Genomic DNA, 24,801 nt, shown 5'->3' with positions numbered 1-24,801 from the left:
CTTCAAGATGGGCCGTCTTGTCATGCCGCAGTTTCCTTGTCATCGTACTTGTCGCGTGGGCTCGCCCTGCGGCATAAGCGGCCCAGAGATCAACATCGCGCCGCGCACGGTCATGTGGCGGGGCCCCCTCGCGAAGCCCGCATCGTCCGAGTGCTTCCCGAAGCCGAATGCCGCGTCCACGAAAGCCTCTGAATGACGCCTCTCCTCGTCGACTTTCCCGTGTTCGATCCGGTTGCGATCGCGGTCGGTCCGTTCGCGATCCGCTGGTACGCGCTCGCCTATATCGGCGGCATCGTGCTGGGCTGGCTCTATGCCCGTTCGCTGCTCAAGAAGGAGCGGCTGTGGGGCGGCCCGGCGCCGGTGTCGCTGGTCCAGCTCGACGACTTCATCCTCTGGGTCACGCTCGGCATCATTCTCGGCGGGCGCACCGGCTACGTGCTGTTCTACAATCTGCCGTTCTTCATCGACCATCCGCTGGAGATCTTCGAGCTGTGGAAAGGCGGCATGTCGTTCCACGGCGGCTTCATGGGCTGCGTGCTTGCCGTGATCTGGTTCAGTCGCCGCAACGGCCTGCCGATCCTCTCGCTCGGCGATCTCACCACCGCGGTCGCTCCGATCGGCCTGCTTCTTGGCCGCATCGCCAATTTCATCAACAGCGAGTTGTGGGGCCGCACGGCCGATCCCAGCCTGCCCTGGGCGATGATCTTCCCGCGCGATCCGACCCACCTGCCGCGCCATCCGAGCCAGCTTTACGAGGCCGGTCTCGAAGGCATCGTGCTGTTCATCGTGCTGGCGATCATGATCCGGTTCGGCGCGCTGAGGCGGCCCGGCCTGATCCTCGGCAGCTTCATCGGCCTCTATGGCACAGCCCGCATCATCAGCGAACTGTTCCGCGAGCCGGACGAACAGCTCGGCTTCTTCTGGCGCCACCTTACCATGGGCATGCTGCTGTCGGTGCCGATGCTGATCGTCGGCGCGATCCTGGTGGCGCGGGCGCTGCGCAAGCCTGACACGCATCAGGCCACTCCCTCGCTGCAGGCCAATCCGTGATCGAAACGTCTCCGCTCCACACCGAGATCAAGCGGCTGATCAAGGCGTCCGGCCCGATGCCGGTGTGGCGCTACATGGAGCTGTGCCTGATGCACCCGGAGCACGGCTACTACATCTCGCGCGATCCGCTCGGGCGCGAGGGCGATTTCACCACCGCGCCGGAGGTGAGCCAGATGTTCGGCGAGTTGCTCGGTCTGTGGGCGGCTTCGATCTGGAAGGCCACAGGCTCGCCACAGCAATTCCGTCTGATCGAGCTGGGACCCGGCCGCGGCACCATGATGTCGGATGCGCTGCGCGCCCTGCGCGTGCTGCCGCCGCTCTATCAGACCATCTCGGTGCATCTGGTCGAGGTCAATCCGGTGCTGCGCGAAAAGCAGAAGGCGACGTTGACGGGCCTGCGCAACGTCACCTGGCACGACAACTTCGACGACGTGCCGGAGGGCCCCAGCGTCATCTTCGCCAACGAATATTTCGACGTGCTGCCGATCCACCAGATGGTGAGACGCGAGTCCGGCTGGCACGAGCGCGTGATCGAGCTCGACGAGGAGGAGAACTTCGTCTACGGCACGGCCGCGGATCCGACGCCGGGCTTCGAGCTGCTGCTGCCGCCTCTGGTGCGCGCCGCGCCGCCCGGCGCAATCTTCGAATGGCGGCCGAACACCGAGATCATGGCGATCGCCAGACGCATCCGCGACCAGCACGGCGCCGCCGTGATCATCGACTACGGCCATGTCCGCAGCGACGTCGGCGATACCTTCCAGGCGATCGCCCGGCACAGCTTCGCCGATCCCTTGAAGACGCCGGGCCTTGCCGACATCACGGCGCATGTCGATTTCGATGCGCTGGCACGCAGCGCTGAGGCCGTCGGGGCCCGCGTCCACGGCCCGGTGACGCAGGGCGAATTCCTGCAGCGGCTCGGCATCGAGACGCGGGCGCTGACCTTGATGCAGAAGGCTGCTCCTGACGTGTCCGAGGACATCGCGAGCGGGCTGAAGCGCCTGACCGGAGGCGGCCGCGGCGGCATGGGGTCGCTGTTCAAGGTGCTCGGCGTGTCCGATCAATCCACCCCCGCGCTGGCCGGGATCAGCGACGAGCACACAGGCGACAAGACGGGAGGCGCATGATGCTGGTGTCATCGGATGTGATGTCCGCGATTCCGGGCCTGCGCCACGCCTTCTTCACCCGCGAGGGTGGCGTCTCCGACGGCATCTATGCCGGGCTGAATGGCGGACTGGGATCCAGCGACGCGCCGGAGAATGTCCGGGAAAATCGCCGCCGCATGGCGGCGCATCTCGGCGTGACGCCCGAGCAGTTCCTCAGCCTGCACCAGATCCATTCGCCCGATGTCGTGGTTGCGGCCGGGCCATGGGATGGTCCTGTCAGACCGAAGGCCGACGCGATCGTGACTGCGACACCGAATCTGGCGATCGGCGTCACCACGGCCGATTGCGGGCCGATCCTGTTCGTCGACCCCGACAAGCGCGTCATAGGCGCGGCTCATGCCGGCTGGAAAGGTGCACTCACCGGCGTGCTCGAATCCACGCTGCAGGCGATGGAGGAGCTCGGCGCGGAGCGCGGCCAGATCATTGCCGCGATCGGCCCGCTGATCCGCCAGCCGAGCTATGAAGTCGGCGCCGAGTTCGTCACGCGCTTCCTCGACGACGACGCCGAGCATGCGCGCTTCTTCCTGCCCTCGACACGCGACGGTCACGCCATGTTCGACCTCGCCGGATTCATTCGGATGCGGCTGGAACGAGCCGGCGTGCTGCTGATCGATGATCTCGGGCTCGACACCTATGCCGACGAGCGCTTCTTCAGTTACCGCCGCTCGGTCCATCGCAACGAGCCCGACTATGGCCGGCATGTCCACGCGATCATGCTCGAAGGCTGAAGCTGGGCGCGATTGTGGCCGCATGTGGATTGCTTAACCGTTTCTCTACAACTGAAGACATTCTGTCCCGATCTGTGGCACCCGCGACCTAGACGTTAATCGATTTTAACGATATCGCTCCCGATGATGAGGGGAGCGTCGACACCACTTCGAATGATCAGCCGCGTGACGCAGCACGCCTGCGTTGCCGCTGCTCTGATCATGTCCGCCGCAACGCTCGGCGGCTGCGCGAGCGGCAGCGGCGGTGGTCCGGCGAACGCCTATGCGATGGCGCCGACCTCGGACGGGGCCACGATCGCCTTCGAGCAGATCGACGGCCCGCCGCCGCAAGTGTTCGACCGCATGGTCAACGTGCTCGACAGCGAATCCAAGCTGCGCAGCCTCGCCATCGTCTCGCGCGAGGCGCCGGCGGCCTATCGCGTCCGCAGCTATCTCTCGGCGCAGGTGGTCAGCGGCAAGAGCGTGATCGCCTGGGTCTGGGATGTCTACGATCGCAACCAGCAGCGCGCGCTGCGCCTGTCGGGCGAAGAGCAGGTCGGACGTGGCGGCCGCGACCCCTGGAACTCCGTCGACGACATGGTGCTCAGGAAGATCGCGCAGGCTGGTTTCAGCGGGCTCGCGAGCATGCTTAACGGCTCCGCGCCGGCCGAGAGCGCACCACCGGCGGCTCCGGCCACGCGCGGCCCTGCGGTCGCGGCGACCGAGCCGGCATCGCCTTCCTCCGGCGGCACCAGCGTCGCCGCCCTCGGCTACACCGACCATTAGCCAAAGAGGCGCAATTTGCGCCCCTTTTTGACCGGGAAAACAGCTGCGGCGGGTTGCCAGCTGCGCTGTGTCCTTGATATCACCTCGCCCGTGCAACAGTGCCGGTTCCACGGATAGCCCGATATGCTGAACAAGGTCTCCAGCGAGACGCGAGGAGAATTCGCGATGTCGGCCAAGAACGGCTCCATCAAGCTCGTAGCGGGCAACTCCAATCCGGCGCTGGCCGCCGGCATCGCCGCCGAGCTCGGCCTGCCGCTGACGAAAGCCGTGGTCCGGCGCTTCGCCGACATGGAGATCTTCGTCGAGATCCAGGAGAACGTGCGCGGCTCCGACGTCTTCATCCTGCAGTCGACGTCGTATCCGGCGAACGACCTGCTGATGGAACTGCTGATCATCACCGATGCGCTGCGCCGCGCCTCGGCGCGCCGCATCACCGCCGTGGTGCCGTATTTCGGTTACGCCCGGCAGGATCGCAAGTCCGGCTCGCGCACGCCGATCTCGGCCAAGCTGGTCGCCAATCTGATCACCCATGCCGGCGTCGACCGCGTCATGACGCTCGACCTGCATGCCGGCCAGATCCAGGGCTTCTTCGATATCCCGACCGACAACCTCTATGCCGCGCCGCTGATGGTGCGCGACATCAAGGACCGGTTCGATCTCTCCAACGTGATGGTGGTGTCGCCCGACGTCGGCGGCGTGGCGCGCGCGCGCGGCCTCGCCAAGCGCATCAACACGCCGCTCGCCATCGTCGACAAGCGCCGCGAGCGCCCCGGCGAGTCCGAGGTCATGAACGTGATCGGCGAGGTCTCGGGTCATACCTGCATCCTGATCGACGACATCGTCGATTCCGGCGGCACCTTGGTGAACGCGGCCGATGCGCTGCTCAAATACGGCGCCAAGGAAGTCTACGCCTACATCACCCATGGCGTGCTCTCGGGCGGTGCTGCGACCCGTATCACCTCGTCGCGGCTGAAGGAGCTCGTCATTACCGACTCCATCATGCCGACCGAAGCCGTCCGCAACGCCCCGAACATCCGTGCGCTGCCGATCGCGCCGCTCATCGCCGAAGCGATCGGCCGTACGGCGGCGGAAGAATCGGTATCGAGCCTGTTCGACTGAGGCTTGTCGAGTAGGATTGTTCGGCTGAGACTGCTTTCCGGCCAAACTGATTTTCGGAGCACCGAGAACGCCGCATAGACTTCCACTGTCATACCCCGCGAAGGCGGGGTATCCAGTACGCTGCGGCTCTCGATCCATCACGATCATCTCCCCGTACTGGATCGCCCGGTCGAGCCGGGCGATGACGGCCGAGCTTGTGGCGCTCTGCCTGCCCCAGACTCCGTCATTGCGAGGAGTGCAGCGACGAAGCAATCCAGACTGCCTCTGCGGGGACATCCTGGATTGCTTCGCTGCGCTCGCAATGACGCCCCGTGGCATCCTTCATCGCGACAATCTCCGACAGCGTCTGCGGATGAACGTCATTGATCTCGCGGCGCGCTTCGCGTCCGAGCTTTGCGATCTCATCACCCTCGCAAAGGAGAGGGTGCAGGGAAGGCCGGACCTCGACTGAGGCCCGTGGCCCGCCTGCTCAAAAAAATGCAGGCGGCAGGTACCACAGGTTCAGCCGGACGACCCGGCCCTCCCTGCGCGATGGCTTTAACGGCTGCTTCGCGTTCTCCCCGGTGCGCCGGGCTTTCTGGCCACCGTTGCCTGCGCGACGCGTGAGCGTCGTCGCGAGCGTGATACCAGCATCGGGGTATCAGGACCGCGCGACTTGACCGTGCGTGCCGGATTGTTCGTCGGCGCGAAAACGCGCTGCAACCCGACACGCCCACCACATTCCGCTGCCGACGTCCATGACGACCGCGATACGTCCCCTCCGACGCAACGGAACGAGCGGGACAATAATGCTGATTTGGCGAAGTCGTCCAGAGATTTATTTTTTCCGAAGGTCTGGACAGAACTCTGCGAGGCGACCTGATTTGCCCGGCGGGCAGCCCTCGCATACGATATCCGGTAGATTCAGACGCATCAGGAACGATCGATGAAGTATCCCGATGGGCAACAAGTCGCACTGGGAGATCGCGTTCGCCTCGGCGTGAATGACGGCGGCCTGGTCGTCGCGCATATCGATGCAAACGAGTACAACGCCGACTACCCGAAGGAGCAATGGGCCTACCTCAAGAAAGGCGCTCTCATTACATTTCCGGAGTACGGATTGCTTCACTACGAAGTGGCAGAGTCCGATCTCCAGCTTGTTTCTCGCGCTGCGCCGGACCAATGAGCCAGCACGCGACCCGGCAAAACAGGTGATGGTCGGCGCGGCCATCAATCTGTCAGACACAGCGCCAGTGGTCCATCCTTCGCTGCCAGTCGCGACCAACCGGGTTTGCTGCCGTCCTTCAATTGTGCCACCGGCATCTCCGACACAAGCACACGGGCTATCAAGTCGGCGTTTACCCGGAGCCATTCGACGGTGAAGCAAGATGCCGAGGTCGGCGGAGAAAACTCGATAGCCCCGTCGACAAACGGCGCCGGATTGGCGTAGGGCGCCGCGTCGCGAGCGTCCCATTCGGGCTGCTCCGGCGCTAGACAGCGGTTGTAGAGCCAGACGTCGCCGCGGATCGCTCCCCCGGCATCCAGCCAATAGGCGTAAGCGACGCGACCGTCATCCTCGACGTCAATCGTAGCGGCGTCGTCTGGTGAGGCAAACTCGCATAAGAATCCTTCACTCAAGATCTCGCCCTTTCGTAAACGGTCGACAGCGAGAGCTTGAGCCGCTGTCGTCCACCGGCTCTGTTCGGAATATTGACACTCCATGATTCGTGTGTATAAATACACACCATGAACAGTCGGGACGTCATCTCTGCTCTCCAGCGGGACGGATGGTTTCAGGTGGCTCAGAAGGGCAGCCACGTCCAGTTCAAGCATCTCAGTAAGAGGGGCCGCGTAACCGTTCCTCATCCCGAACGGGACCTTCCGATCGGCACACTGAAGAGCATCGAGAAGCAGTCAGGGTTGAAACTGAGGTGAGCACGATGCGGCATTACATCGGTCTGATCCATAAGGATGCTGACAGCCATTTCGGGGTCTCGTTTCCCGATCTGCCGGGCGTCGTGACCGCCGGCACCAGCCTGGATGACGCGCGCATGATGGCCGAAGAGGCCTTGGCTTTGCATATTGAAGGCCTGATCGAGGACGGTGAAGCGATTCCCGAACCGTCGTCGCTGGAGCAGATCATGTCCGATCGGGACAACCGCTCCGGCGTCGCCGTTCTCGTCCCGGCGAAGATCGATCAGCCGAAAGCGGTCCGCGTCAACGTCACGCTGCCGGAGGAAGTGCTGGCTCAGATCGATCAGTATGCAGAGGCTCACGGCTTCACCCGATCCGGATTGCTTGTCCAGGCCGCCAAAAGGCTGATGACCGACGAGGCGGCCTGAGATCGCCCGCGCATCTGATACGCTGTCAAAACCGGTTTGATTGCTGATGAGATCGAACTACGCCGACTCAGCTTCATCCCCGAGCCGCTCGCAGGCAAAGCCGGATTGGACTGGATCGCCCGGTCAAGGCCGGGCGATGACGGCGAAATTAATGGCGCACTGCCAGCCCCAAACTCCGTCATTGCGAGCGAAGCGACGCAATCCAGGACATCTCCGCGGAGGCAGTCTGGATTGCGTCGCTTCGCTCGCAATGACGCGTGGCATCTTTTATTGCAACATCTTCTGCCGACATCTGCGGATCAGCCCCCGCGATCTCGCAGCGCGTTTTACGTCCACGCATGCGGCCTGAGGTCGCCCTCTCACCCAGTATGCTATCTGAGGCAATTCGAATTTCGTGATCCGATCGAACTACACCGTTTCGGCCTCGTCCCCGAACTGCTCGATGGAACCAAACTCCAGGCGCAACAGTCTCTCCATCGCCGCACCCATGCTGGGAACGACGGTGCCGTAGGCAACGTGGCTGGGTGAAGCAATCACCCCGCGCAGATGATCTCCGAAGCAATAGACCGCGCGGACGTTCGGCCCGAGCCGATCGAGCGTCGCCTTGATCGGATCCAGAGGCGTGTCCGTTTCCAGCGGAAAGACGGCGGACACGAACGAGGACAGGACGCTCTCGACGATGGCGCCCTCGCGCAGGATCAGCTCGACGGCATCGGAGCGAGATTTCGGAATCGTCTCGGCCGTGTCGTCGCGAACCTGAAGCAGCACATGGCACAGTCTCGTGCGCTGGAGAGGAGGAATGGATAGCTCGCGTTGCGCAAGCGCATCCAAGGCATCTTCGGGCAGAAAGTCACCGAAGGCAGCGCGAAGACGTTTCCTCGTGAACCAACTTCTCATGAACCAGCTCATGGGGTTCGAACCCATGGCGACGCGCCATCCTTCCGCTCGGCATTGCACCCTGCAGGCAGGTCCGAAATCTCATGCAGTGTCGGATCGAACTGCAGCAACCCGCCGACATGGACGAAATGACCGTCCGCAGCGCTGTAATGATCATTCTCGCCGCACATGAATTGCCAGCCGTCAGGTTCATGCACAGCATATCGCACCTCCCGCTCGCGACGGAACACGTGGCCGCAGCAGATGACGCCAAGCCGGAGATTGGGAAAACTTGAAGGCATCTTCATCAGCGCGCGGTGAAACTCAAGATGTGCATCTGACCCCTGTCTCTCCATGAGATTTACGATCGCCAGCCCAGAACGCCAGCCGCGCGCGCGATAGGCGGCCGCCTTGCACACCTCATGCGGTTGGTTCACAACATCCCACGAGACGCCCCCGACAACAACAAGAACACCGCCCGAGCCCCTGCCCTCCATGCTCAACGCCATTGAACGCCCCGCGGGCTCGCCGCCCAGCGCCGCCCAGATTATCAGCGACTTCGGCCCGCTCTACGCCTCGCATGGCTTCATCGGTTGGCTGTTCGCAATCACCGGGCCGGTCGCGATCATTCTCTCGGTCGGCGCCAATGGCGGGCTGTCGCAAGGCGAAATCGCGTCGTGGATCTTCGGCGTGTTCTTCATCAACGGCCTGATCACGATGCTGCTGTCGTGGCGCTATCGCGAGCCGCTGGTGCTGTTCTGGACCATCCCGGGCACGGTGCTGGTCGGCCAGTCGCTGACGCATCTGACGTTCCCGCAGGTCGTCGGCGCATTCTACGGCACGGCGCTGCTGATGCTGATCCTCGGGCTCAGCGGCTGGGTCAAGCGTGCGATGCAGCTGGTGCCGATGCCGATCGTGATGGGCATGGTCGCCGGCGTGTTCCTGCGCTTCGGCCTCGATCTCGTCCGCGCCGTCATCACCGACGTCGCCGTCGCCGGCCCGATGGTCGCGGTCTGGCTGGTGCTGACCGCGCTGCCCGGACTCGGCCGGCGCTGCCCGCCGATCATCGGCGCGCTCGTCGTCGGCACGCTCGTCGCGCTCGTGTTCGGCAAGTATGATCAGACCACGGCGCTGCGGATCGAACTGATCCGGCCGGTGATCCAGACGCCGTCCTGGTCGCTTGCCGCCATGATCGAGCTCATCGTGCCGCTCGCCGTGACCGTGCTCGTGGTGCAGAACGGCCAGGGTTTTGCGGTGCTGCAGGCTGCCGGCCATGCGCCGCCGATCAATCTCGTCACTGTTGCCTGCGGCATCGGCTCGGCGCTATCAGCCGTGGTCGGTGGCGTCTCGACCTGCCTGACCGGACCGACCAACGCCATCGTCGTCTCCGGCGGCGAACGCAAGCGTCATTATACCGCCGCGATAGCGGTGGGCGTGCTCGCGCTCGGCTTCGGCCTGCTGGCGCCGACCTTCACGTCGCTGCTCCTGATCGCGCCCAAATCATTGATCACCGCGCTGGCCGGGCTCGCCATGCTGCGGGTGCTGCAGACGGCGTTCGTGACCGCGTTCAAGGCACGGTTCTCGCTCGGCGCGCTGATCGCCTTCCTGGTCACGGTCGCTGACGTGCCGCTGCTCAACATCGGCGCTGCGTTCTGGGGACTTGTTGCAGGCTTCGCACTGTCGTGGCTGCTGGAGCGAGCGGATTTCGCGGCCAACGCTCGGGCCTGAGCGATCAATTCGCCCGCCGCTGCGCTGCATCGCGTCACGCTGATGTCGTGACATCTGCGCACATCGTCGATCGTCCTGTTGCAGTGCCAGCGGATCGCGCTACACTTCCCGGACGATAACAAAAAGACTTTCTCGGGAGGATACGAATGACCGCGATCACGCGCCGCAACATGCTTGCAGGCACAGCAGCAGCAGGCGCGCTGGCGCTGACCGGCAGGCCTGCCTGGTCCGAGCCGCAGTGGAAGAAATATGCCGGCACCAAGCTCGAGGTGATCCTGGCCAAGGGCCCGCGCGGCGACAATCTGCAGAAGAACATCAAGGAATTCACCGCCCTGACCGGCATCGAGGTGGAATCCGAGCAGATCCCCGAACAGCAGCAGCGCCAGAAGGTCGTGATCGAGCTGTCGTCGGGCAAGCCGAGCTTCGACGTCGTCCACCTCAGCTATCACGTGCAGAAGCGGCAGTTCGAGAAGGCCGGCTGGCTCGCCGACATCACCGACTTCATGAAAGATCCGAACCTCACCGCGCCGGACCTCGTGCCGAGCGATTTCTCTGCCGCTGGGCTGACTTACGCCAGCAACGACAAGGGCCGCATGTTCTCGCTGCCGTGGTCGGTGGACTACTTCATCCTCTACTACAACAAGGAGCTGTTCGCGAAAAAGGGCGTCGAGGTGCCGAAGACGCTCGACGAGATGGTCACGGCGGCGCAGAAGCTGACCGATCCCAAGGACGGCACCTTCGGTTTCGTCGGCCGCGGCCTGCGCAACGCCAACATGACCCTGTGGACGAACTTCTTCCTCAACTATGGCGGCGAGTTCCTCGACGCCAAGGGCAACATCCTGACCGACGGCCCCGAGGCGATCGAGGCCACCAAGCTGTATCAGAAGCTGCTGACGACCTGCGCGCCTCCGGGCGTGGCCGGCTTCAACTGGATGGAGTCGATGGCCTCGTTCACGCAAGGCCGCTCCGCGATGTGGATCGACGGCGTCGGCTGGGCGCCGCCGCTGGAGGACCCCAACGCCTCGCGCATCGTCGGCAAAGTCGGCTACACGGTGGTGCCGGCCGGTCCCAAGGGACAATATTCGGCAACCTACGGCGACGGCATCGGCATTCCCGCGGCGTGCAAGAACAAGGAGGCCGCCTGGCTCTTGTGCCAGTGGCTGGTGTCGAAGCCGCAAGGCGCCCGGCTGGTGCAGGCCGGCGGCGGCGTCCCATTCCGCAACTCCGTGCTCAACGACGCGGAGGTTCAGGGCGGCGTGAAGATGCCGAGGGAGTGGCTGCAGTCGGCGATCGACTCCGGCAAGATCTCCAAGCTCGGCCTGCCCGTCATCATCCCGGTCGCTGAATTCCGGGATCTCGTTGGTGCTGCGCTGACGGCCACGCTGTCGGGCGCCGACCCGGCGACCGAGCTGAAGAAGGCGCACGAGCAGTTCCGCCCCATCCTGGAGCGCAGCGAAAAAGCGTGAGCACCATCGTCGAACAGGCTGGCGCGGCGGCGGAGGCCGCTGCGCCGGAACGGGCGTTGCGGCCGCCATCGTACTGGCCGTTCGTGGTGCCGGCGCTGGTCACCGTGCTCGCGGTGATCATCTTTCCCTGGCTGTTCACAATCTGGATGAGCTTCCAGGAGTGGAAGGTCGGCGCGCCCACGACCTTCGTCGGGCTGTCGAATTATCTGCGGCTGCCGGCCGACCCGCGCTTCGTCGAGTCGATCGGGCACACGCTGTCCTACACCGCGCTGTCGGTGCTGCTGCCGCTGGTGCTCGGCACCTTCGCCGCGGTGGTCTTCCATGCCCGCTTCCCCGGGCGCGGGCTGCTGCGCGCGCTGTTCATCATGCCGATGATGGCGACGCCGGTCGCGATCGCGCTGGTGTGGACCATGATGTTCCACCCGCAGCTCGGCATCCTGAATTACCTGCTGTCGCTCGCCGGCCTACCGCCGCAGCTGTGGGTGTTCCACCCGGGCACGGTGATCCCGTCGCTGGTGCTGGTCGAGACCTGGCAATGGACACCGCTGGTCATGCTGATCGTGCTCGGCGGCATCGCCTCGCTGCCGACGGAGCCATATGAGAGCGCGCAGATCGACGGCGCCAGCACCTGGCAGATGTTCCGCTACATCACCTTGCCGCTGATCATGCCGTTTTTGTTCATCGCAGCGATGATCCGCGCCATCGACGCGATCAAGAGCTTCGACATCATCTTCGCGATCACCCAGGGCGGCCCGGGCTCGGCCTCGGAGACCATCAACCTCTATCTCTACAGCGTCGCCTTCGTCTATTACGACCTCGGCTACGCCTCGGCGATCGCGGTGGTGTTCTTCGCGCTGATCATCGCACTGACGGCGCTGCTGCTGGTGCTGCGGCGGCGCGCGCAGTGGAATGCGCTGGGGAGCGACACATGAGTGCGCGCACTATCCTCGGCCGGCTCGGCCTCGCGCTCGGCGTCTTCCTCATCGTCTCGCCGGCGATCCTCTTCTTCCTCTGGATGATCTCGCTGTCGGTCAAGTTCGAGGTCGACAACGCCGCCTATCCGCCGGTGTTCTGGCCGGAGCATTTCGCCTGGAAGAATTACGGCGACGTGCTGTCATCGAACCGATTCTTCACCTACTTCAAGAACAGCGTGCTGGTGACCGGCGGCGCGACGGCGCTGGCGATGCTGGTCGGCGTTCCCGCCGGTTACGGCATTGCGCGGATGGCGGCGCACAAATCGGCGATCGTGATCCTGATCGCGCGCATCACGCCCGGCCTGTCCTATCTCATCCCGCTGTTCCTGATGTTCCAGTGGCTCGGCCTGCTCGGCACCTTGTGGCCGCAGATCATCATTCATCTCGTCGTCACCGTGCCGATCGTGATCTGGATCATGATCGGCTATTTCGAGACCACGCCGATCGAGCTCGAGGAGGCCGCGCGCATCGACGGCGCCACGCGCTGGCAGGTCTTCCGCCACGTGGCATTGCCGGTCGCCAAGCCCGGGCTCGCCGTCGCCTTCATCCTGGCGGTGATATTCTCGTGGAATAACTTCGTGTTCGGCGTCGTGCTGGCGGGACGCGAGACCCGCACACTGCCGGTGGCGGTCTACAACATGATCTCGTTCGATCAGCTGAGCTGGGGTCCGCTCGCGGCGGCGGCGCTGATCGTCACCTTGCCGGTGCTGCTGCTGACGGTATTCGCGCAGCGGCAGATCGTGGCGGGCCTCACGGCAGGCGCGGTGAAGGGCGGTTGACGGTAGCGGCGTCGGCCGCGGGCGACTTCTTCGATATAATGCATGCCAGAGAGAACCTGCGGCAGAATGTCGAAATTGCCTTGGTCAGGCCATAGTCTGCCCCTTGGTTACCTGGATGGAACCGGGATTCTCCGCCGCGCGTGAAGCGGCGGTGATCGCGTTGACGGTTTCATCTGTGCCGGCTTCGTTCCAGCCGAACTCCACCGCGTCGCACGACCGTCCAGTGCCGGACTGGCATCCCGCTCGGTTAGTCGTGCTGCCTGTCGTCACCGGCTGAACCGCCCGACCAACGAAGACCCTTATGCCGCCCGATCGCGACGCTCCCGCGCCAGACCGTTTGACTGCCCTGTTGCAGACCGACCTGCTCGACTCGCCGCCTGAGCCGGGCTTCGATCGCGTGACTCGGCTGGTCACGCGGCTGCTGCAGGCGCCGGCCTCGATCATCGCGCTGGTCGATCGCGACCGGCAGTTCTTCAAGAGCTCGGTCGGCCTGTGCGAGCCGTGGGCTTCGCTGCGCGAGACGCCGCTCAGCCATTCGTTCTGCCAGCACGTGGTCACGACGGCACATCCGCTGATCGTGAGCGATGCGCAGCAGCACCCGCTGGTGAAGGACAACCTCGCAATCCCCAGCCTCGGCGTGCATGCCTATCTCGGCATTCCCTTGAAGTTGCCGGGCGGCGAAGTGATCGGCGCGCTGTGCGCCATCGATCACGTGCCGCGCGCCTGGAGCGACGACGACATCGCGCAACTGACCGAGCTCAGCGAGATCGTCATGGACGAGATCGCGCTGCGCACCGAGAATGCGCGCCGACGAACCATCGAGCAACACCAGCGCGTATTGGTCCATGAGCTCAATCACCGCGTCAAGAACACGCTGGCCCTGGTCGACAGCGTGATCGCGCTCAGCGTCCGCGCCGATGCGGCCTTCGCTGATTTCGGCGAGGTCTTGCGCGGCCGCATCGCGGCGCTGACGCGCAGCCACGCGCTGGCGCTCGATCGCGGACGCGAGGCGATTACGCTCGATGAGCTGGTGCAGGCCGAGCTCGCACCGCTGCAAGGCGAACGCGTCGCCGTCGACGGCGCTGCCGTGAAGCTCGCGCCGAGCGCCGCGCTCTATCTGTCGATGGGGCTGCACGAGCTCGTCACCAACGCGGTGAAGTATGGCGCGCTGTCGAACGATGTGGGGCGCGTGGCGCTGGGCTGGACGTTCGCCGACGGACGCCTCAAGTTGTCCTGGCAGGAGAATGGCGGACCACCGGTCACGCCGCCGGCCCGCAACGGCTTCGGCTCGCTGCTGTTCGAGCGCATTATCGGCGCGGCGTTGAAAGGCCAGGTCACGCGCGACTTCGCCGCCGACGGGTTGAAGGTGACGTTCGATCTGCCGCTGACGGCGTGAGCGGACTCTGCCTGTCCGGCACATGATCTCAACCGCGCTGTCCCGTCGCGCAGCCGCCGCCGAGATCGCGCGAACGACGGTGGCGGGCACGACGCTCTCACCACGCTCCGCGTAAAGCAGCGCATTGCCGCGGTCAGCGAGTTTGCCCACCCTACCGATCTTCCACAGCTCTACCAATTCCCCCCGACGCGGGTCGCGTTGGAATGTCCCTCGCGCCGCGGCAGCTTGGCTGCGCCCAGCCAGAAATCCTCCATCACGCGCACGAGCGAACGGTACTCCTTCAGATCGACCGGCTTGACGATGTAGCAGTTGGCGCCGAGATGATAGCAGCTTGTGATGTCGCTATCGGCGTCGGATGACGACAAGATCACGACCGGAATACGTCTGAGATCGTCCTCGCTCTTGAGCACCGCGAGCACTTGTCGTCCATCCTTGCGCGGAAGATTGAGATCGAGCAAAATCAGCGTCGGGCGGCCCGGCTCGGACCAATTCCCCTTGCCATAGAGAAAGTCGATCGCCTCGACGCCATCCTTGGCGACCGATATCTGGATGTCGAATCGCGTCTGGTCCAGGGTCGCGCGCGTCAGGTCCACGTCGGCCTCGTTATCCTCGACGAGCAGAACATGAATAGGATCGCTCATGGCGAGACATCCTCCGTTGCAGGTATTGTGAAGTAGAACGTAGTGCCATTGCACGGCTCCGACTCGAACCAGATGCGGCCGCCATGCCTTTCGACGATCTTCTTTGCAATGGCGAGGCCGATACCGCTGCCCTGATACCTGCTGCGCTCGTGCAGGCGCTGGAACATCTGGAACACACGCTCCGAATATTCCCTCTCGATGCCGATGCCGTTGTCCTGGACATGGAACAGCCACTTGCCGTCTTTGCGACTGGCACCGATGCGGATGCTTGGCGGGCTTTCGCCATGAAACTTCAGCGCATTGCCGATCAGGTTCTGGAACACCTGTGCAAGCTGAACCCGGTCGGCGTGCACGAGCGGCAACGTGCCAAACTCCACCGCGGCGTGGCTTTCCTCGATCGCCCCCCTCAACCCCTCCAGCACGTGCCTCACCACGCCCTCCGAACTGACCGGAGCGAGGCTCTTTCCCTGTGCGTCCACCCGCGAATACGCCAGCAAATCCTTGACCAACCGCTGCATGCGTTTGGCGCCGTCCACCGCATAGCGAATGTACTTTTCGGATGTCTCGTCGAGCGTGTCCTTGTAGTGCTCGGCAAGTAGCTCGGTGTAGCTCGACACCATACGCAACGGTTCCTGGAGATCGTGCGACGCCACATAGGCGAACTGCTCGAGGTCGGCGTTCGAGCGCTGCAATTCCTCGGTACGCGCGGCAAGTGCTTGCGTTGCCCGCTTGCGCTCGGCGATGTCGGTGATCGCGCTCAGGATCATCAATCCGTCGTTCGTCCGGATCGGGTTCAGTCCAATTTCAATGGGAATTTGCGTTCCGTTCTTTCGCACGCCGTAGAGATCGCGACCGACGCCCATGCGTCGGGCTTCCGGCTGGGTGAGAAATCCATCGCGGTGCTTGGCGTGCCCGGCACGAACCGCAGAAGGAACCAGGATGTCGATCGACTTGCCATAGAGCTCCTCGCGTGCGTAACCGAACAGGCGCTCGGCTTCTGCGTTGACGAGGACAATCTTGCCGCTGGCATCCGTCATGATCATGCCGCTCGGACACGCCTCAACGACGAGCCTGAATCGCTCCTCCGCGAGCTTGCGTTCGGTGATGTCGGTGATCGCACTGAGGATCATCGATCCATTGGCGGTCTGTATCGGATTGAGTCCGATTTCGACCGGTATCTGCGTGCCGTCCTTGCGCACACCATAGAGGTCGCGGCCGACGCCCATGCGCCGAGCCTCCGGCCTGACGAGAAATTCCTCGCGATGCCTGGCGTGCCCGGAGCGAATCGCCGAGGGCACCAGGAGATCGATCGACTTGCCGTAGAGTTCCTCGCGTCCGTAGCCGAACAGCCGTTCGGCCTCGGCGTTAACCAGGACGATCTTTCCACCCGCATCGATCATAATCATGCCGCTGGGGCACGCCTCGACGGCGAGATGAACGATATCTTCGGGAGTAAATTTGTTCATCCCTGCCCCCATCTCCACATCGGCGGAAGGACGCTCGACAGGCTAACAGTCCGCAGTATCGCAAACGTAAATCCAGCCATCGTACGATACGCAAACCGCCGCTCGTCGCGGACGGCGAAAGCACATCGATCTCGACCGATCTGGAATAGCGAACGTCGGTGTCGCAGATTCGACTGTCGTAGCTCTACAGCAGCTACGGCAGGCGTAGTTTTACGGACAGGACAACTGACGCAACGATCGCAACAACGAATTCGATCTGCTCGTCTTCAACGACAGGAACACGAATTCATACACCAGTCAAAGCCCCGAGACGAGATACGGCTCATCGCGGTACCCACGCAGCCGTCATCGTGGAAATGAGACCCAGGTGTCACTTGTACCTTAGTGCAAGCTTCGGCGGACAAGAAAGCTTGTCGGGCTGCGCGCGCGGCTCAGTGATTCGGCCACTCAGCGTGCCGATGCTCCTGCTTCACGTTGCCCCCTTCGGCGCGTCAGCGTGATCTCGGCCAGGATCGACATCGCGATCTCCTCCGGCGTGATGGCGCCGAGGTCGAGCCCGGCGGGGGCCTTGACCCTGTCGAGCAGCGCGGCGTCGATGCCATCGCTGATGAGCTTGTCGCGCAGGCTGTCCATCTTGCGGCGGCTGCCGACGAAGGCGTGGTAGGCGGCGTCGCAGGCGAGCGCGGCGCGCAACGCCGCCTCGTCGCCCTTGCCTTGCGTCGACACCACCACGAAGCGGCGGCCTCCGGCGAGTTGATCCAGTGCGAAGCCATCGACCAGCACATCGGCCTCCGGCGTCGTGACCAGATCGGACGCCGGCGCCGCCAATGTCACGTGATAGCCGAGCGTGCGGGCCTGCGCGGCGAGCGCCAGCGCCACCGGACTCGCGCCCAGAATCACCAGCGCCGGATGCGGCAGCACCGGCTCGACGAAGATGTCCATGGTGCCCTTGCTCGGGCACATGTTGGAAGCGAAGCGCACGCCCTCTTTCGTTTCTCCGGGTTTGACGCCGAGCTCGGCGAGCAGATTGTCCGGCTGCACCGAGACCATGCGCGGGACGCCGTCGGCGAGCGCCTCGCGCGCCGCCTTCAACACAGCACCGCGGGCGCAGCCGCCGCCGATCCACCCGGCGACGATGGTGCCGTCCGGACGGATGATCGCCTTCGCACCGGCCTTCGCCGCCGTCACCGACACCGTACGGACGACGGTGGCGAGCACGAAGCTCTCGTCGTTGGCCTTGAGCTGCGCGGCGAGATCGAGCAGTTCGGGGGAGGCGGTCATGTGCTCCTCCTCTCACGATTGTCGAAAGCGCATTGTTTCGACAGAGAAGATCTGTTCCCTCCCTCCTTGTGGGCAGGGCTATCGCATATGAATATCTGAGTCGTTTCGCTCCGCTGCCTCCACGTCGTCATGCCCGGGCTCCGTCCCGGGCATCCACGTCCTTCCCAGGATGCCGAACGACGTGGATGGCCGGGACGGAGCCCGGCCATGACGGTGTGGAGGGAGCCGAACTCAAAGTTGGACCGTCATATGCGATAGCCCTGCCCTGAAGGAGGAGGGAGCGGACTGCCGATGCCGCAACAGCACGCCCTGCACGCACATCCATGTTGCTATTTCCTGACATCACAACCTCGCCAGATACGGCTCGAGCGCCGCGAGCGACGACAGCGTATGCGCAGGCGCGTAGAGATCGACAAAGGGCAGCGCCGCTTTGATGCCGCGCGCTTCCGGCGCGTAGCCGTCCCAGCCGAGCATCGGATTGAGCCAGACGATGCGGCGGCAGCGGCGCTTCAACTGCGCCATCTCGCGCCCGAGCAAAGCCGGATCGCCCGTGTCATAGCCGTCGGAGACGATCATCACGCAGCTGCGCGAATGGATGACGCGCGATGCGTGCCAGCGGTTGAAGGTCTGCAGGCTCTCGCCGATCTTCGTGCCGCCACCGGCGCCCTGCGCCATCATCGACAGCCGGTCGAGCGCGCGCGCGGCATCCTTCTCCTTCATCGCATCGGACACGTAAGCGAGGCGGGTGTGGAACAGGAACGCCTCGGCCTCATGAAAGGCGTCGAGCACGCCATGGATGAAGCGCAGAAACACCGCCGTGTAGGGGCTCATCGAGCCGGAGGCGTCGAGCAGCACCACCAGTCGCAGCGGTTTGTGCTTGCGGCGGCGGTGCACCAGCGCGATCGGCACGCCGCCATGGCTGATGTTGCGATGGATCGTCCGCCGCAGGTCGAGCCGCTCGCCGCTGCGGCGAAGCTGATCACGGCGCGTCAGCCGCGTCCGCATCGCCTTGGCGAGCCGCGCCGCCGCCTCATGCGCGAGAGCGACCTGGTCGGGATCAGCGAGCTTGCGGAAGTCGGTGTCGGCCAACGTCTCGACGCGCGAGGCGCCCTCGCTGCGTCCCTCCCCGCCTCCCTCGCGCGGCGTCTCGTCCGAGGGAATCTGATCAGTCGCACCCTGCGGCCCCTGTTGAGCGGCATTGGTATCCTGCAGACTCTTCAACGACGGGCTGTTCGCAAACTGCGGTGATCCAGAGGTGAGACTACGTGAGCGCACGCGCTTGCCCAGCCAGAACGCATCGAACAAGCCGTCGAAGCGATCCCACTCGCTCTTGCGCGCGGAGAACAGATGCTTGAAGGCGGAACGCAGCAGGCCGGGCCTGTCGGCATAACCTTCGGCCATGACGGCCGCGGCGTCCTGACCTTCCGACAGGCCAACCGCAAAGCCATTGTCGCGCAGGGTCTTCAGGAAAGCGCCGAGCCGACCCGCGACCAGCCGCGCCACCGCCTCCATGTCCTCGTGGTCGGGTGTCGCGCCACAGCAGCTCATGCCACCTTCCCCAACAGCCGCGCCGCGACCTCGCGCGTGACGCGAGAGCGATCCTCGTGAGTCTTGAGCAGGCACATCAGGGTCTCATACACGACCTCGGGCTGGTCCTTGAGATCGCGCACGTCGAGCCCGACCAGCGCAGCCGCCCAGTCCAGCGTCTCGGCCACACCGGGCACCTTCCGCAGCTCCTCCTTGCGCAAGCCTTCGACCAGCCGCGCGATCTGCAAAGCGAGCTGCGCCGACGTGCCATCGACCCGCGCCAGGATGATGCGGGCCTCACGATCGACATCGGGATAATCGACATAATGATAGAGACAGCGCCGGCGCAGCGCGTCAGACAACTCGCGGGTACCGTTGGAGGTCAGCACCACATGCGGAATGCTGGTGGCCGTGATGGTGCCGAGCTCGGGGATCGAGACCTGGAAGTCGGACAGCAGCTCCAGCAGGAATGCCTCGAACTCGTCGTCGGCGCGATCGATCTCGTCGATCAGCAGAACTGGCGGGGTGGCGCGTCGGATGGCGGCGAGCAGCGGCCGCTCCAGCAGGTATTTCTCCGAGAAGATCTGGTCCTCGATTCCCTCGCCGTGGCCGCGATGCGCCTCGATCGCGAGCAGCTGGCGCTGGTAGTTCCACTCATATAACGCGGAACTCTGGTCGAGCCCCTCGTAGCATTGCAGGCGGATCAACTCGGTGCCGTGCACGCAGGCCAGCGCCTTGGCCACCTCGGTCTTGCCGACGCCGGCCTCGCCCTCAAGCAGAAGCGGGCGCTTCAGCAGCTGCATCAGCGAGAGCGCGGTCGAAAGCTCACCGTCAGCGATGTAGCCGCAGGTGGCGAGGGATCGGGCGATGTCGTCGCGGGTTTTCATGTCGATGATCTGATTGGTCAGAACTCTGGGCACGGCGCCAGTCCGTTCCCTCCCCCTTGTGGGAGGGTTAGGGGGGTGCCCCAAGCGAGACTGCCGCTGGGGACCCCCACCCCCGCCCCCTCCCCGCAAGGGGGAGGGGAGCGCACTGCCGAGGCGGTTACAGAGTCGTTTCTCTCTACGTCATTGCGAGCGCAGCGAAGCAATCCAGGGTGGTGGGCGGGACTCTGGATTGCTTCGTCGCTTCGCTCCTCGCAATGACGACGACACAACGGATCGTATCTACCCCAACACACCCAGGCTCTTCGCCGCCTGCCAGTTGCGCCAGAAGTCGTGCGGCATCTGGATGTGCGTGGAGCCTAGGAACGAGAACGCATCGTTGACCGCGTTGGAGAACGCCGGCACGCCGCCGACATTGGGGCTTTCGCCGACGCCCTTGGCGCCGATCGGGTGATGCGGCGACGGAGTGACGGTGAAGTCGGTCTCCCAATGCGGCGTCTCGACGGCGGTCGGCATGAAGAAGTCCATGAACGAGCCGGTGACGACGTTGCCTTCCGAGTCGTAGCGGATCTCCTGGCCCATCGCGATGGCGAAGGCTTCGGTGAGGCCGCCGTGAATCTGGCCCTCGATGATCATCGGGTTGATGCGGGTGCCGCAATCATCGAGCGCATAGAAGCGCCTGATCTTGTAGACACCGGTATCGACGTCGATCTCCATCACGCAGAGATAGGCGCCGAACGGATACGTCATGTTGGGCGGATCGTAGTAGCTGACCGCCTCCAGCCCCGGCTCCATGCCGGGCGGAACGGAGTTGTACGCCGCCCAGCAGATGTCCTTCATCGACATCACCTTCTCCGGAAGACCTTTCACCCGGAAACCGTCGATGTCCCATTCGAGATCGTCCTCGTGGACCTCGAGCTTGTAGGCCGCGATCATCTGCGCCTTGGCTTTGATCTTGCGCGCCGCCATCGCGATCGCGGCGCCCGCGACCGGCGTCGAGCGCGAACCGTAGGTGCCCAGGCCATACGGCGCGGTGTCGGTGTTGCCCTCCTCCACCATGATGTTGTCGGCGGGAATGCCGATCTCGGTGGCGATGATCTGCGCCCAGGTGGTTTCGTGGCCCTGGCCCTGGCTCTTGGTGCCGACGCGCGCGATGCCGGACCCGGTCGGGTGCAGGCGGATTTCGCAGGAGTCGAACATCGCAATGCCAAGGATGTCGCAGTTCTTCGACGGGCCGGCGCCGACGATCTCGGTGAAGAAGGAGACGCCGATGCCCATGATGTCTCGGGTCTCGCCGCGCTTGAACGCGGCGCGCTTGTCCGCCTGCTCCTTGCGCAAGCCGGCGTAGTCCACGGCCTCCATCATCTTGCGCATGGCGGTGTGGTAGTCGCCGGAATCGTATTCCCAGCCCAGCGCCGAATGATAAGGAAACTGCTCCGGCCTGACGAAGTTCTTCAAGCGAAGCTCGGCCGGGTCCATGCCGAGCTTCTGCGCCAGAATGTCCATCGCGCGCTCGATGCAATAGGCCGCTTCGGTGACCCGGAACGAGCAGCGATAGGCGACCCCGCCCGGCGCCTTGTTGGTGTAGATGCCGTCGACGACGCAATGCGCGACCGGGAAATCATAGGAGCCGGTGACGATGTTGAAGAAGCCGGCCGGCCATTTCGACGGATCGGCGCAGGCGTCGAACGCGCCGTGATCGGCCAGCACATGGACGCGCAGGCCGGTGACCTTACCCTCCTTGGTCGCGGCGAGCTCGGTGGTCATGTGGTAGTCGCGCGCGAACGACGTCGCGGTCAGGTTCTCGATGCGGTCCTCGACCCATTTCACCGGCTTGCCGGTGACGATCGAGGCCACCGCCGCACAGATATAGCCGGGATAGGCGCCGACCTTGTTACCGAAGCCGCCGCCGATGTCGGGCGCGATCACGTGGATCTTCTGCTCCGGGATCTTTGCGATCAGCGACACCACGGTCCTGATGACATGCGGCGCCTGGAACGTGCCCCAGATCGTCAGCTCGCCCTTGATCTTGTCGAACGAGCAGACGCACTGGCAGGTTTCCAGCGGCGACGGATGGGTGCGGTGATAGGAGATCATCTCCTTGATGGTCACCTCGGCCTTGGCGAAGGCCGCATCGGTGAGGTCCTTGTCGCCGATCGCCCATTCGAAGATGTGGTTGTGATGCTTGCGCGGCCCATGCGCGCCCGATGTCTTGCCGGCGAGATCCTCGCGCAACACGGGTGCATCCGGATCCATCGCCTTGAACGGATCGACCAGCACCGGCAGCGCCTCATATTCGACGACCACCTTGTTGACGCCGTCATCGGCCGCGTAGCGGTCGGTCGCGACCACGAAGGCGACCTCCTGGTTCTGGAACAGCACCTTGCCGTCGGCGAGCACCATCTGCACGTCGCCCGCGAGCGTCGGCATCCAGGCGAGATTGACGGTTTTCAGGGTCTCGGCGGTGATCACCGCGAGCACGCCCGGCACCTTCAGCGCCTCGGTGCTGTCGATCGACTTCACCCGTGCGTGGGCATGCGGCGAGCGGACGAAGTCGCCATGCAGCATGCCGGGCAGCTTGACGTCGTCGACGTAGTTGCCCCGCCCTTGCGTGAAGCGGATGTCCTCGACGCGCTTGCGCTTGCAGCCCATGCCTTCGAGCGCGGCTTCACGTTGTTCCCGCGTGGGAGTGAGATCGTTCATTCCGCGGCCTCCTTGTAGTCAACGCCGTTGATCTTGGCGGCGGCGTATTGGATCGCCTTGACGATGTTCTGATAGCCGGTGCAGCGGCAGATGTTGCCGGAGATGCCGGCGCGGATCTCGGTCTCGGTCGGAGAGGGATTTTCCTGCAGCAGGCGATGCGCGCGGACAATCATGCCCGGCGTGCAGAAGCCGCATTGCAGGCCGTGCATCATCCGGAAGCCTTCCTGCAGCGCCGACAGCGAGCCGTCGACATTGGCCATGCCCTCGATGGTGGTGATCTCAGAGCCATTGGCCTGCACCGCGAGCATGGTGCAGCTCTTCACGCTCATGCCGTCGATGTCGATCGTGCAGGCGCCGCAATGGCTGGTCTCGCAGCCGATATGGGTGCCGGTGAGCTGGGCCTGCTCGCGCAGGAAATGAACCAGAAGCGTGCGCGGCTCGGCGAGGCGTTCGACCTCGCTGCCGTTCACCTTCATCGTGACGTGGGTTTTGGGCATTCGTTGCTCCCTGACATTCTTGAAACTTGGGCTCCACGCGAGCCACGCTCTCGGTGCGCTCCCTCTCCCCGTTCTTCACGGGGAGAGGGCTGGGGTGAGGGGCAGACGCACGGGCGGTGTGAGTGGTGAGACCTGTCCCCCCTCACCCGGATTGCATCTTGCGATGCAATCCGACCTCTCCCCGCATCCGCCTTCGCTCTACGAGCTACGGCGGACAAGAGCGGGGCGAGGTGCACCGCGCGTGCGGCGCCGGCGTTGCCAAACACGAACTACTTGGCCCGGCTCGCCGCGCGCTGCAGCGCGCGCATCACCATGATGCCGCCGACGTGCTTGCGGTATTCGGCCGGTCCCCGCGCGTCGGAGGCCGGCTGCATGATCGCCCGCGCGGCGCCCGCGGCCGCCTTCAGCGCGGCATCATCCAGCGCGGTGCCGATCACGGCATTCGCCGCGTCCGTCGCCAGCAGCGGCGTCTCGTGCAGATTGGTGAGCGCGATCACGCACGTCGCGACCTTGCCGCCGGCCATCGTCAGCACGACGGCCGCAGCCGCCGTCGCATAATCGCCGACCTTGCGCTTCAGCTTCTCATAGGCGTAGCCGTGCCCCGCAGCTGGAACCGGGATGCTGATGCCGGTCAGGATCTCGCCCGGCTCGAGCGCGGTGAAATAGGCGCCCTGGTAGAAGTCGCGCGCGGCAACCTCGCGGGCGCCATTCGGCCCTTCGAGCCGATAGCTCGCGTCCAGCGCCAGCATCAGCGCCGGCATGTCGTTGCCGGGATCGCCATTGGCGACGTTACCGCCCAGCGTGCCGCGATAGCGCACCTGCGGATCGGCGATCACGAGCGCCGTCTCGTGCAGGATCGGCAGGCTGCTGCCGATATCGGCGGAGGCCAGCAGCTCGGCCTGCGTGGTCATCGCGCCGATGATGATGCGGTTGCCGTCGCGGCGGATGCCCTTCAAGCCGGCGATGCCATGCAGATCGATCAGATGTGCCGGGGTCGCCAGCCGCAATTTCATCATCGGCAACAGGCTGTGACCGCCGGCGAGCGGACGGGCCTCGTCGCCGAGATCGGCGAGCAGCCTGATCGCGTCGGTGACGCTCGCGGGCCGGTGATAGTCGAACGGGCCAGGAATCATCGCGTTTCCCCTCCTGTGCTGGCATGCCTTGTCGGCTCGGCCGTTTGCGCCGTTGCGACTGACGTTCGTGCTGCGAGAGCGAAGTACGAACGCTGGCGCTTGGCGCTGTTGGCGCGGAAGGTCGATCGGGATGGCGACAGGCGCAACGAGGCCGGCACGGACAACCGTGAAATCACACGAAATGCAGGAGAACGCGCACGAACTGCGTCAGCGAAGGCGTCCCAATCGCGCGCGCCGAGGCTTGAGCCTGCGCGCAGCGCCGCACGCATCCCACGACGGCAGCCTCTCGTGCCGTCCATCGCTC

25 protein-coding genes are annotated in these 24,801 nt (G+C 64.5%); 14 read left to right on the top strand and 11 right to left on the bottom strand.

The features are described from left to right. The first annotated feature begins 192 nt into the window (after nt 1-192). From lgt to LQG66_RS30950, 7 genes are all read left to right on the top strand, one after another. The gene (gene lgt, locus LQG66_RS30980; RefSeq protein ID WP_231319613.1) at nt 193-1,050 is read left to right on the top strand and encodes a prolipoprotein diacylglyceryl transferase; all 858 of its coding nucleotides are present in this window, start codon (nt 193-195) and stop codon (nt 1,048-1,050) included. Next, nucleotides 1,047-2,174, top strand: a complete 1,128-nt coding sequence (locus LQG66_RS30975) for a class I SAM-dependent methyltransferase (RefSeq protein WP_231319612.1) — start codon at nt 1,047-1,049, stop codon at nt 2,172-2,174. Before lgt ends, LQG66_RS30975 begins: the two co-directional genes overlap by 4 nt. Nucleotides 2,175-2,194: 20 nt before the next feature. Then, entirely contained in the window at nt 2,195-2,941 is a 747-nt protein-coding gene (gene pgeF / locus LQG66_RS30970) for a peptidoglycan editing factor PgeF (RefSeq protein WP_425601367.1), read from the top strand. Between the two features lie 126 nt (nt 2,942-3,067). After that, on the top strand, nt 3,068-3,706 hold the full coding sequence (locus LQG66_RS30965; RefSeq protein ID WP_231328016.1) for a hypothetical protein: 639 nt from the start codon (nt 3,068-3,070) through the stop codon (nt 3,704-3,706). A gap of 165 nt (nt 3,707-3,871) precedes the next feature. Then, the gene (locus tag LQG66_RS30960; protein ID WP_231328015.1) at nt 3,872-4,825 is read left to right on the top strand and encodes a ribose-phosphate pyrophosphokinase; all 954 of its coding nucleotides are present in this window, start codon (nt 3,872-3,874) and stop codon (nt 4,823-4,825) included. Between the two features lie 181 nt (nt 4,826-5,006). After that, a complete protein-coding gene (locus LQG66_RS30955; RefSeq protein WP_231319610.1) occupies nt 5,007-5,276 on the top strand; it encodes a hypothetical protein in 270 nt (89 codons plus the stop codon). A gap of 474 nt (nt 5,277-5,750) precedes the next feature. Continuing rightward, the gene (locus LQG66_RS30950; protein WP_231319609.1) at nt 5,751-5,990 is read left to right on the top strand and encodes a hypothetical protein; all 240 of its coding nucleotides are present in this window, start codon (nt 5,751-5,753) and stop codon (nt 5,988-5,990) included. A 44-nt stretch (nt 5,991-6,034) separates the two neighbouring features. Here the strand turns inward: LQG66_RS30950 and LQG66_RS30945 are convergent, their stop codons facing one another. Continuing rightward, a complete protein-coding gene (locus LQG66_RS30945) occupies nt 6,035-6,637 on the bottom strand; it encodes a hypothetical protein (RefSeq protein WP_231328089.1) in 603 nt (200 codons plus the stop codon). Between LQG66_RS30945 and LQG66_RS30940 the strand changes: the two genes are divergently transcribed. Both LQG66_RS30940 and LQG66_RS30935 read left to right on the top strand, forming a co-directional pair. Further along, complete coding sequence (locus LQG66_RS30940; RefSeq protein WP_231319608.1) at nt 6,551-6,739, top strand: type II toxin-antitoxin system HicA family toxin; 189 nt, start codon at nt 6,551-6,553, stop codon at nt 6,737-6,739. The genes LQG66_RS30945 and LQG66_RS30940 overlap by 87 nt on opposite strands. Nucleotides 6,740-6,744: 5 nt before the next feature. Next, on the top strand, nt 6,745-7,146 hold the full coding sequence (locus tag LQG66_RS30935) for a type II toxin-antitoxin system HicB family antitoxin (protein WP_231319607.1): 402 nt from the start codon (nt 6,745-6,747) through the stop codon (nt 7,144-7,146). 408 nt (nt 7,147-7,554) lie between these two features. Here the strand turns inward: LQG66_RS30935 and LQG66_RS30930 are convergent, their stop codons facing one another. Together LQG66_RS30930 and LQG66_RS30925 are read right to left on the bottom strand one after the other, a co-directional pair. Further along, complete coding sequence (locus tag LQG66_RS30930) at nt 7,555-8,055, bottom strand: hypothetical protein (RefSeq protein WP_231319606.1); 501 nt, start codon at nt 8,053-8,055, stop codon at nt 7,555-7,557. Then, nucleotides 8,052-8,531, bottom strand: coding sequence for a hypothetical protein (locus LQG66_RS30925; protein WP_231319605.1), 480 nt, complete (start codon nt 8,529-8,531; stop codon nt 8,052-8,054). The genes LQG66_RS30930 and LQG66_RS30925 overlap by 4 nt, the downstream gene beginning before the upstream one ends. Between LQG66_RS30925 and LQG66_RS30920 the strand changes: the two genes are divergently transcribed. The 5 genes from LQG66_RS30920 to LQG66_RS30900 all read left to right on the top strand — a co-directional run bounded on the left by LQG66_RS30920 (nt 8,518) and on the right by LQG66_RS30900 (nt 14,365). Continuing rightward, complete coding sequence (locus LQG66_RS30920; RefSeq protein WP_231319604.1) at nt 8,518-9,750, top strand: benzoate/H(+) symporter BenE family transporter; 1,233 nt, start codon at nt 8,518-8,520, stop codon at nt 9,748-9,750. The two genes, LQG66_RS30925 and LQG66_RS30920, sit on opposite strands and share 14 nt — an antisense overlap. 146 nt (nt 9,751-9,896) lie before the next feature. Further along, nucleotides 9,897-11,216 carry an ABC transporter substrate-binding protein gene (locus tag LQG66_RS30915; RefSeq protein WP_231319603.1) on the top strand — a complete coding sequence of 440 codons (1,320 nt, stop codon included), beginning with the start codon at nt 9,897-9,899 and terminating at the stop codon, nt 11,214-11,216. Next, entirely contained in the window at nt 11,213-12,148 is a 936-nt protein-coding gene (locus LQG66_RS30910) for a carbohydrate ABC transporter permease (RefSeq protein WP_231319602.1), read from the top strand. Before LQG66_RS30915 ends, LQG66_RS30910 begins: the two co-directional genes overlap by 4 nt. Beyond that, entirely contained in the window at nt 12,145-12,969 is an 825-nt protein-coding gene (locus tag LQG66_RS30905) for a carbohydrate ABC transporter permease (RefSeq protein WP_231319601.1), read from the top strand. Before LQG66_RS30910 ends, LQG66_RS30905 begins: the two co-directional genes overlap by 4 nt. Before the next feature lie 301 nt (nt 12,970-13,270). Then, nucleotides 13,271-14,365, top strand: a complete 1,095-nt coding sequence (locus tag LQG66_RS30900) for an HWE histidine kinase domain-containing protein (protein ID WP_231319600.1) — start codon at nt 13,271-13,273, stop codon at nt 14,363-14,365. Between the two features lie 170 nt (nt 14,366-14,535). Here LQG66_RS30900 and LQG66_RS30895 read toward each other — a convergent pair whose 3' ends face one another. The 8 genes from LQG66_RS30895 to LQG66_RS30860 all read right to left on the bottom strand — a co-directional run bounded on the left by LQG66_RS30895 (nt 14,536) and on the right by LQG66_RS30860 (nt 24,497). Then, entirely contained in the window at nt 14,536-15,006 is a 471-nt protein-coding gene (locus LQG66_RS30895; RefSeq protein WP_231319599.1) for a response regulator, read from the bottom strand. Beyond that, on the bottom strand, nt 15,003-16,484 hold the full coding sequence (locus LQG66_RS30890) for a sensor histidine kinase (protein WP_231319598.1): 1,482 nt from the start codon (nt 16,482-16,484) through the stop codon (nt 15,003-15,005). The genes LQG66_RS30895 and LQG66_RS30890 overlap by 4 nt, the downstream gene beginning before the upstream one ends. A gap of 435 nt (nt 16,485-16,919) precedes the next feature. Continuing rightward, the gene (locus LQG66_RS30885) at nt 16,920-17,753 is read right to left on the bottom strand and encodes an XdhC family protein (RefSeq protein ID WP_231319597.1); all 834 of its coding nucleotides are present in this window, start codon (nt 17,751-17,753) and stop codon (nt 16,920-16,922) included. 342 nt (nt 17,754-18,095) lie between these two features. Further along, nucleotides 18,096-19,301 (bottom strand): vWA domain-containing protein, encoded by a 1,206-nt coding sequence (locus tag LQG66_RS30880; protein ID WP_231319596.1) that lies wholly within the window; start codon nt 19,299-19,301, stop codon nt 18,096-18,098. Further along, nucleotides 19,298-20,167: an AAA family ATPase gene (locus LQG66_RS30875; RefSeq protein ID WP_231328014.1), complete on the bottom strand. Its 870-nt coding sequence runs from the start codon at nt 20,165-20,167 to the stop codon at nt 19,298-19,300. Before LQG66_RS30875 ends, LQG66_RS30880 begins: the two co-directional genes overlap by 4 nt. A 279-nt stretch (nt 20,168-20,446) precedes the next feature. Further along, nucleotides 20,447-22,867: an aerobic carbon-monoxide dehydrogenase large subunit gene (locus tag LQG66_RS30870; RefSeq protein ID WP_231319595.1), complete on the bottom strand. Its 2,421-nt coding sequence runs from the start codon at nt 22,865-22,867 to the stop codon at nt 20,447-20,449. Further along, the gene (locus LQG66_RS30865) at nt 22,864-23,364 is read right to left on the bottom strand and encodes a (2Fe-2S)-binding protein (protein ID WP_231319594.1); all 501 of its coding nucleotides are present in this window, start codon (nt 23,362-23,364) and stop codon (nt 22,864-22,866) included. Before LQG66_RS30865 ends, LQG66_RS30870 begins: the two co-directional genes overlap by 4 nt. A gap of 269 nt (nt 23,365-23,633) precedes the next feature. Continuing rightward, complete coding sequence (locus LQG66_RS30860; protein ID WP_231319593.1) at nt 23,634-24,497, bottom strand: FAD binding domain-containing protein; 864 nt, start codon at nt 24,495-24,497, stop codon at nt 23,634-23,636. Nucleotides 24,498-24,801: the final 304 nt, after the last annotated feature.

It is taken from the genome of Bradyrhizobium ontarionense (genome assembly GCF_021088345.1).
GTDB classification, from domain to species: Bacteria; Pseudomonadota; Alphaproteobacteria; order Rhizobiales; family Xanthobacteraceae; genus Bradyrhizobium; species Bradyrhizobium ontarionense.
The sequence above is the reverse complement of the archived record's forward strand: the minus strand, read 5'-3'. Positions and strand labels throughout refer to the sequence as shown.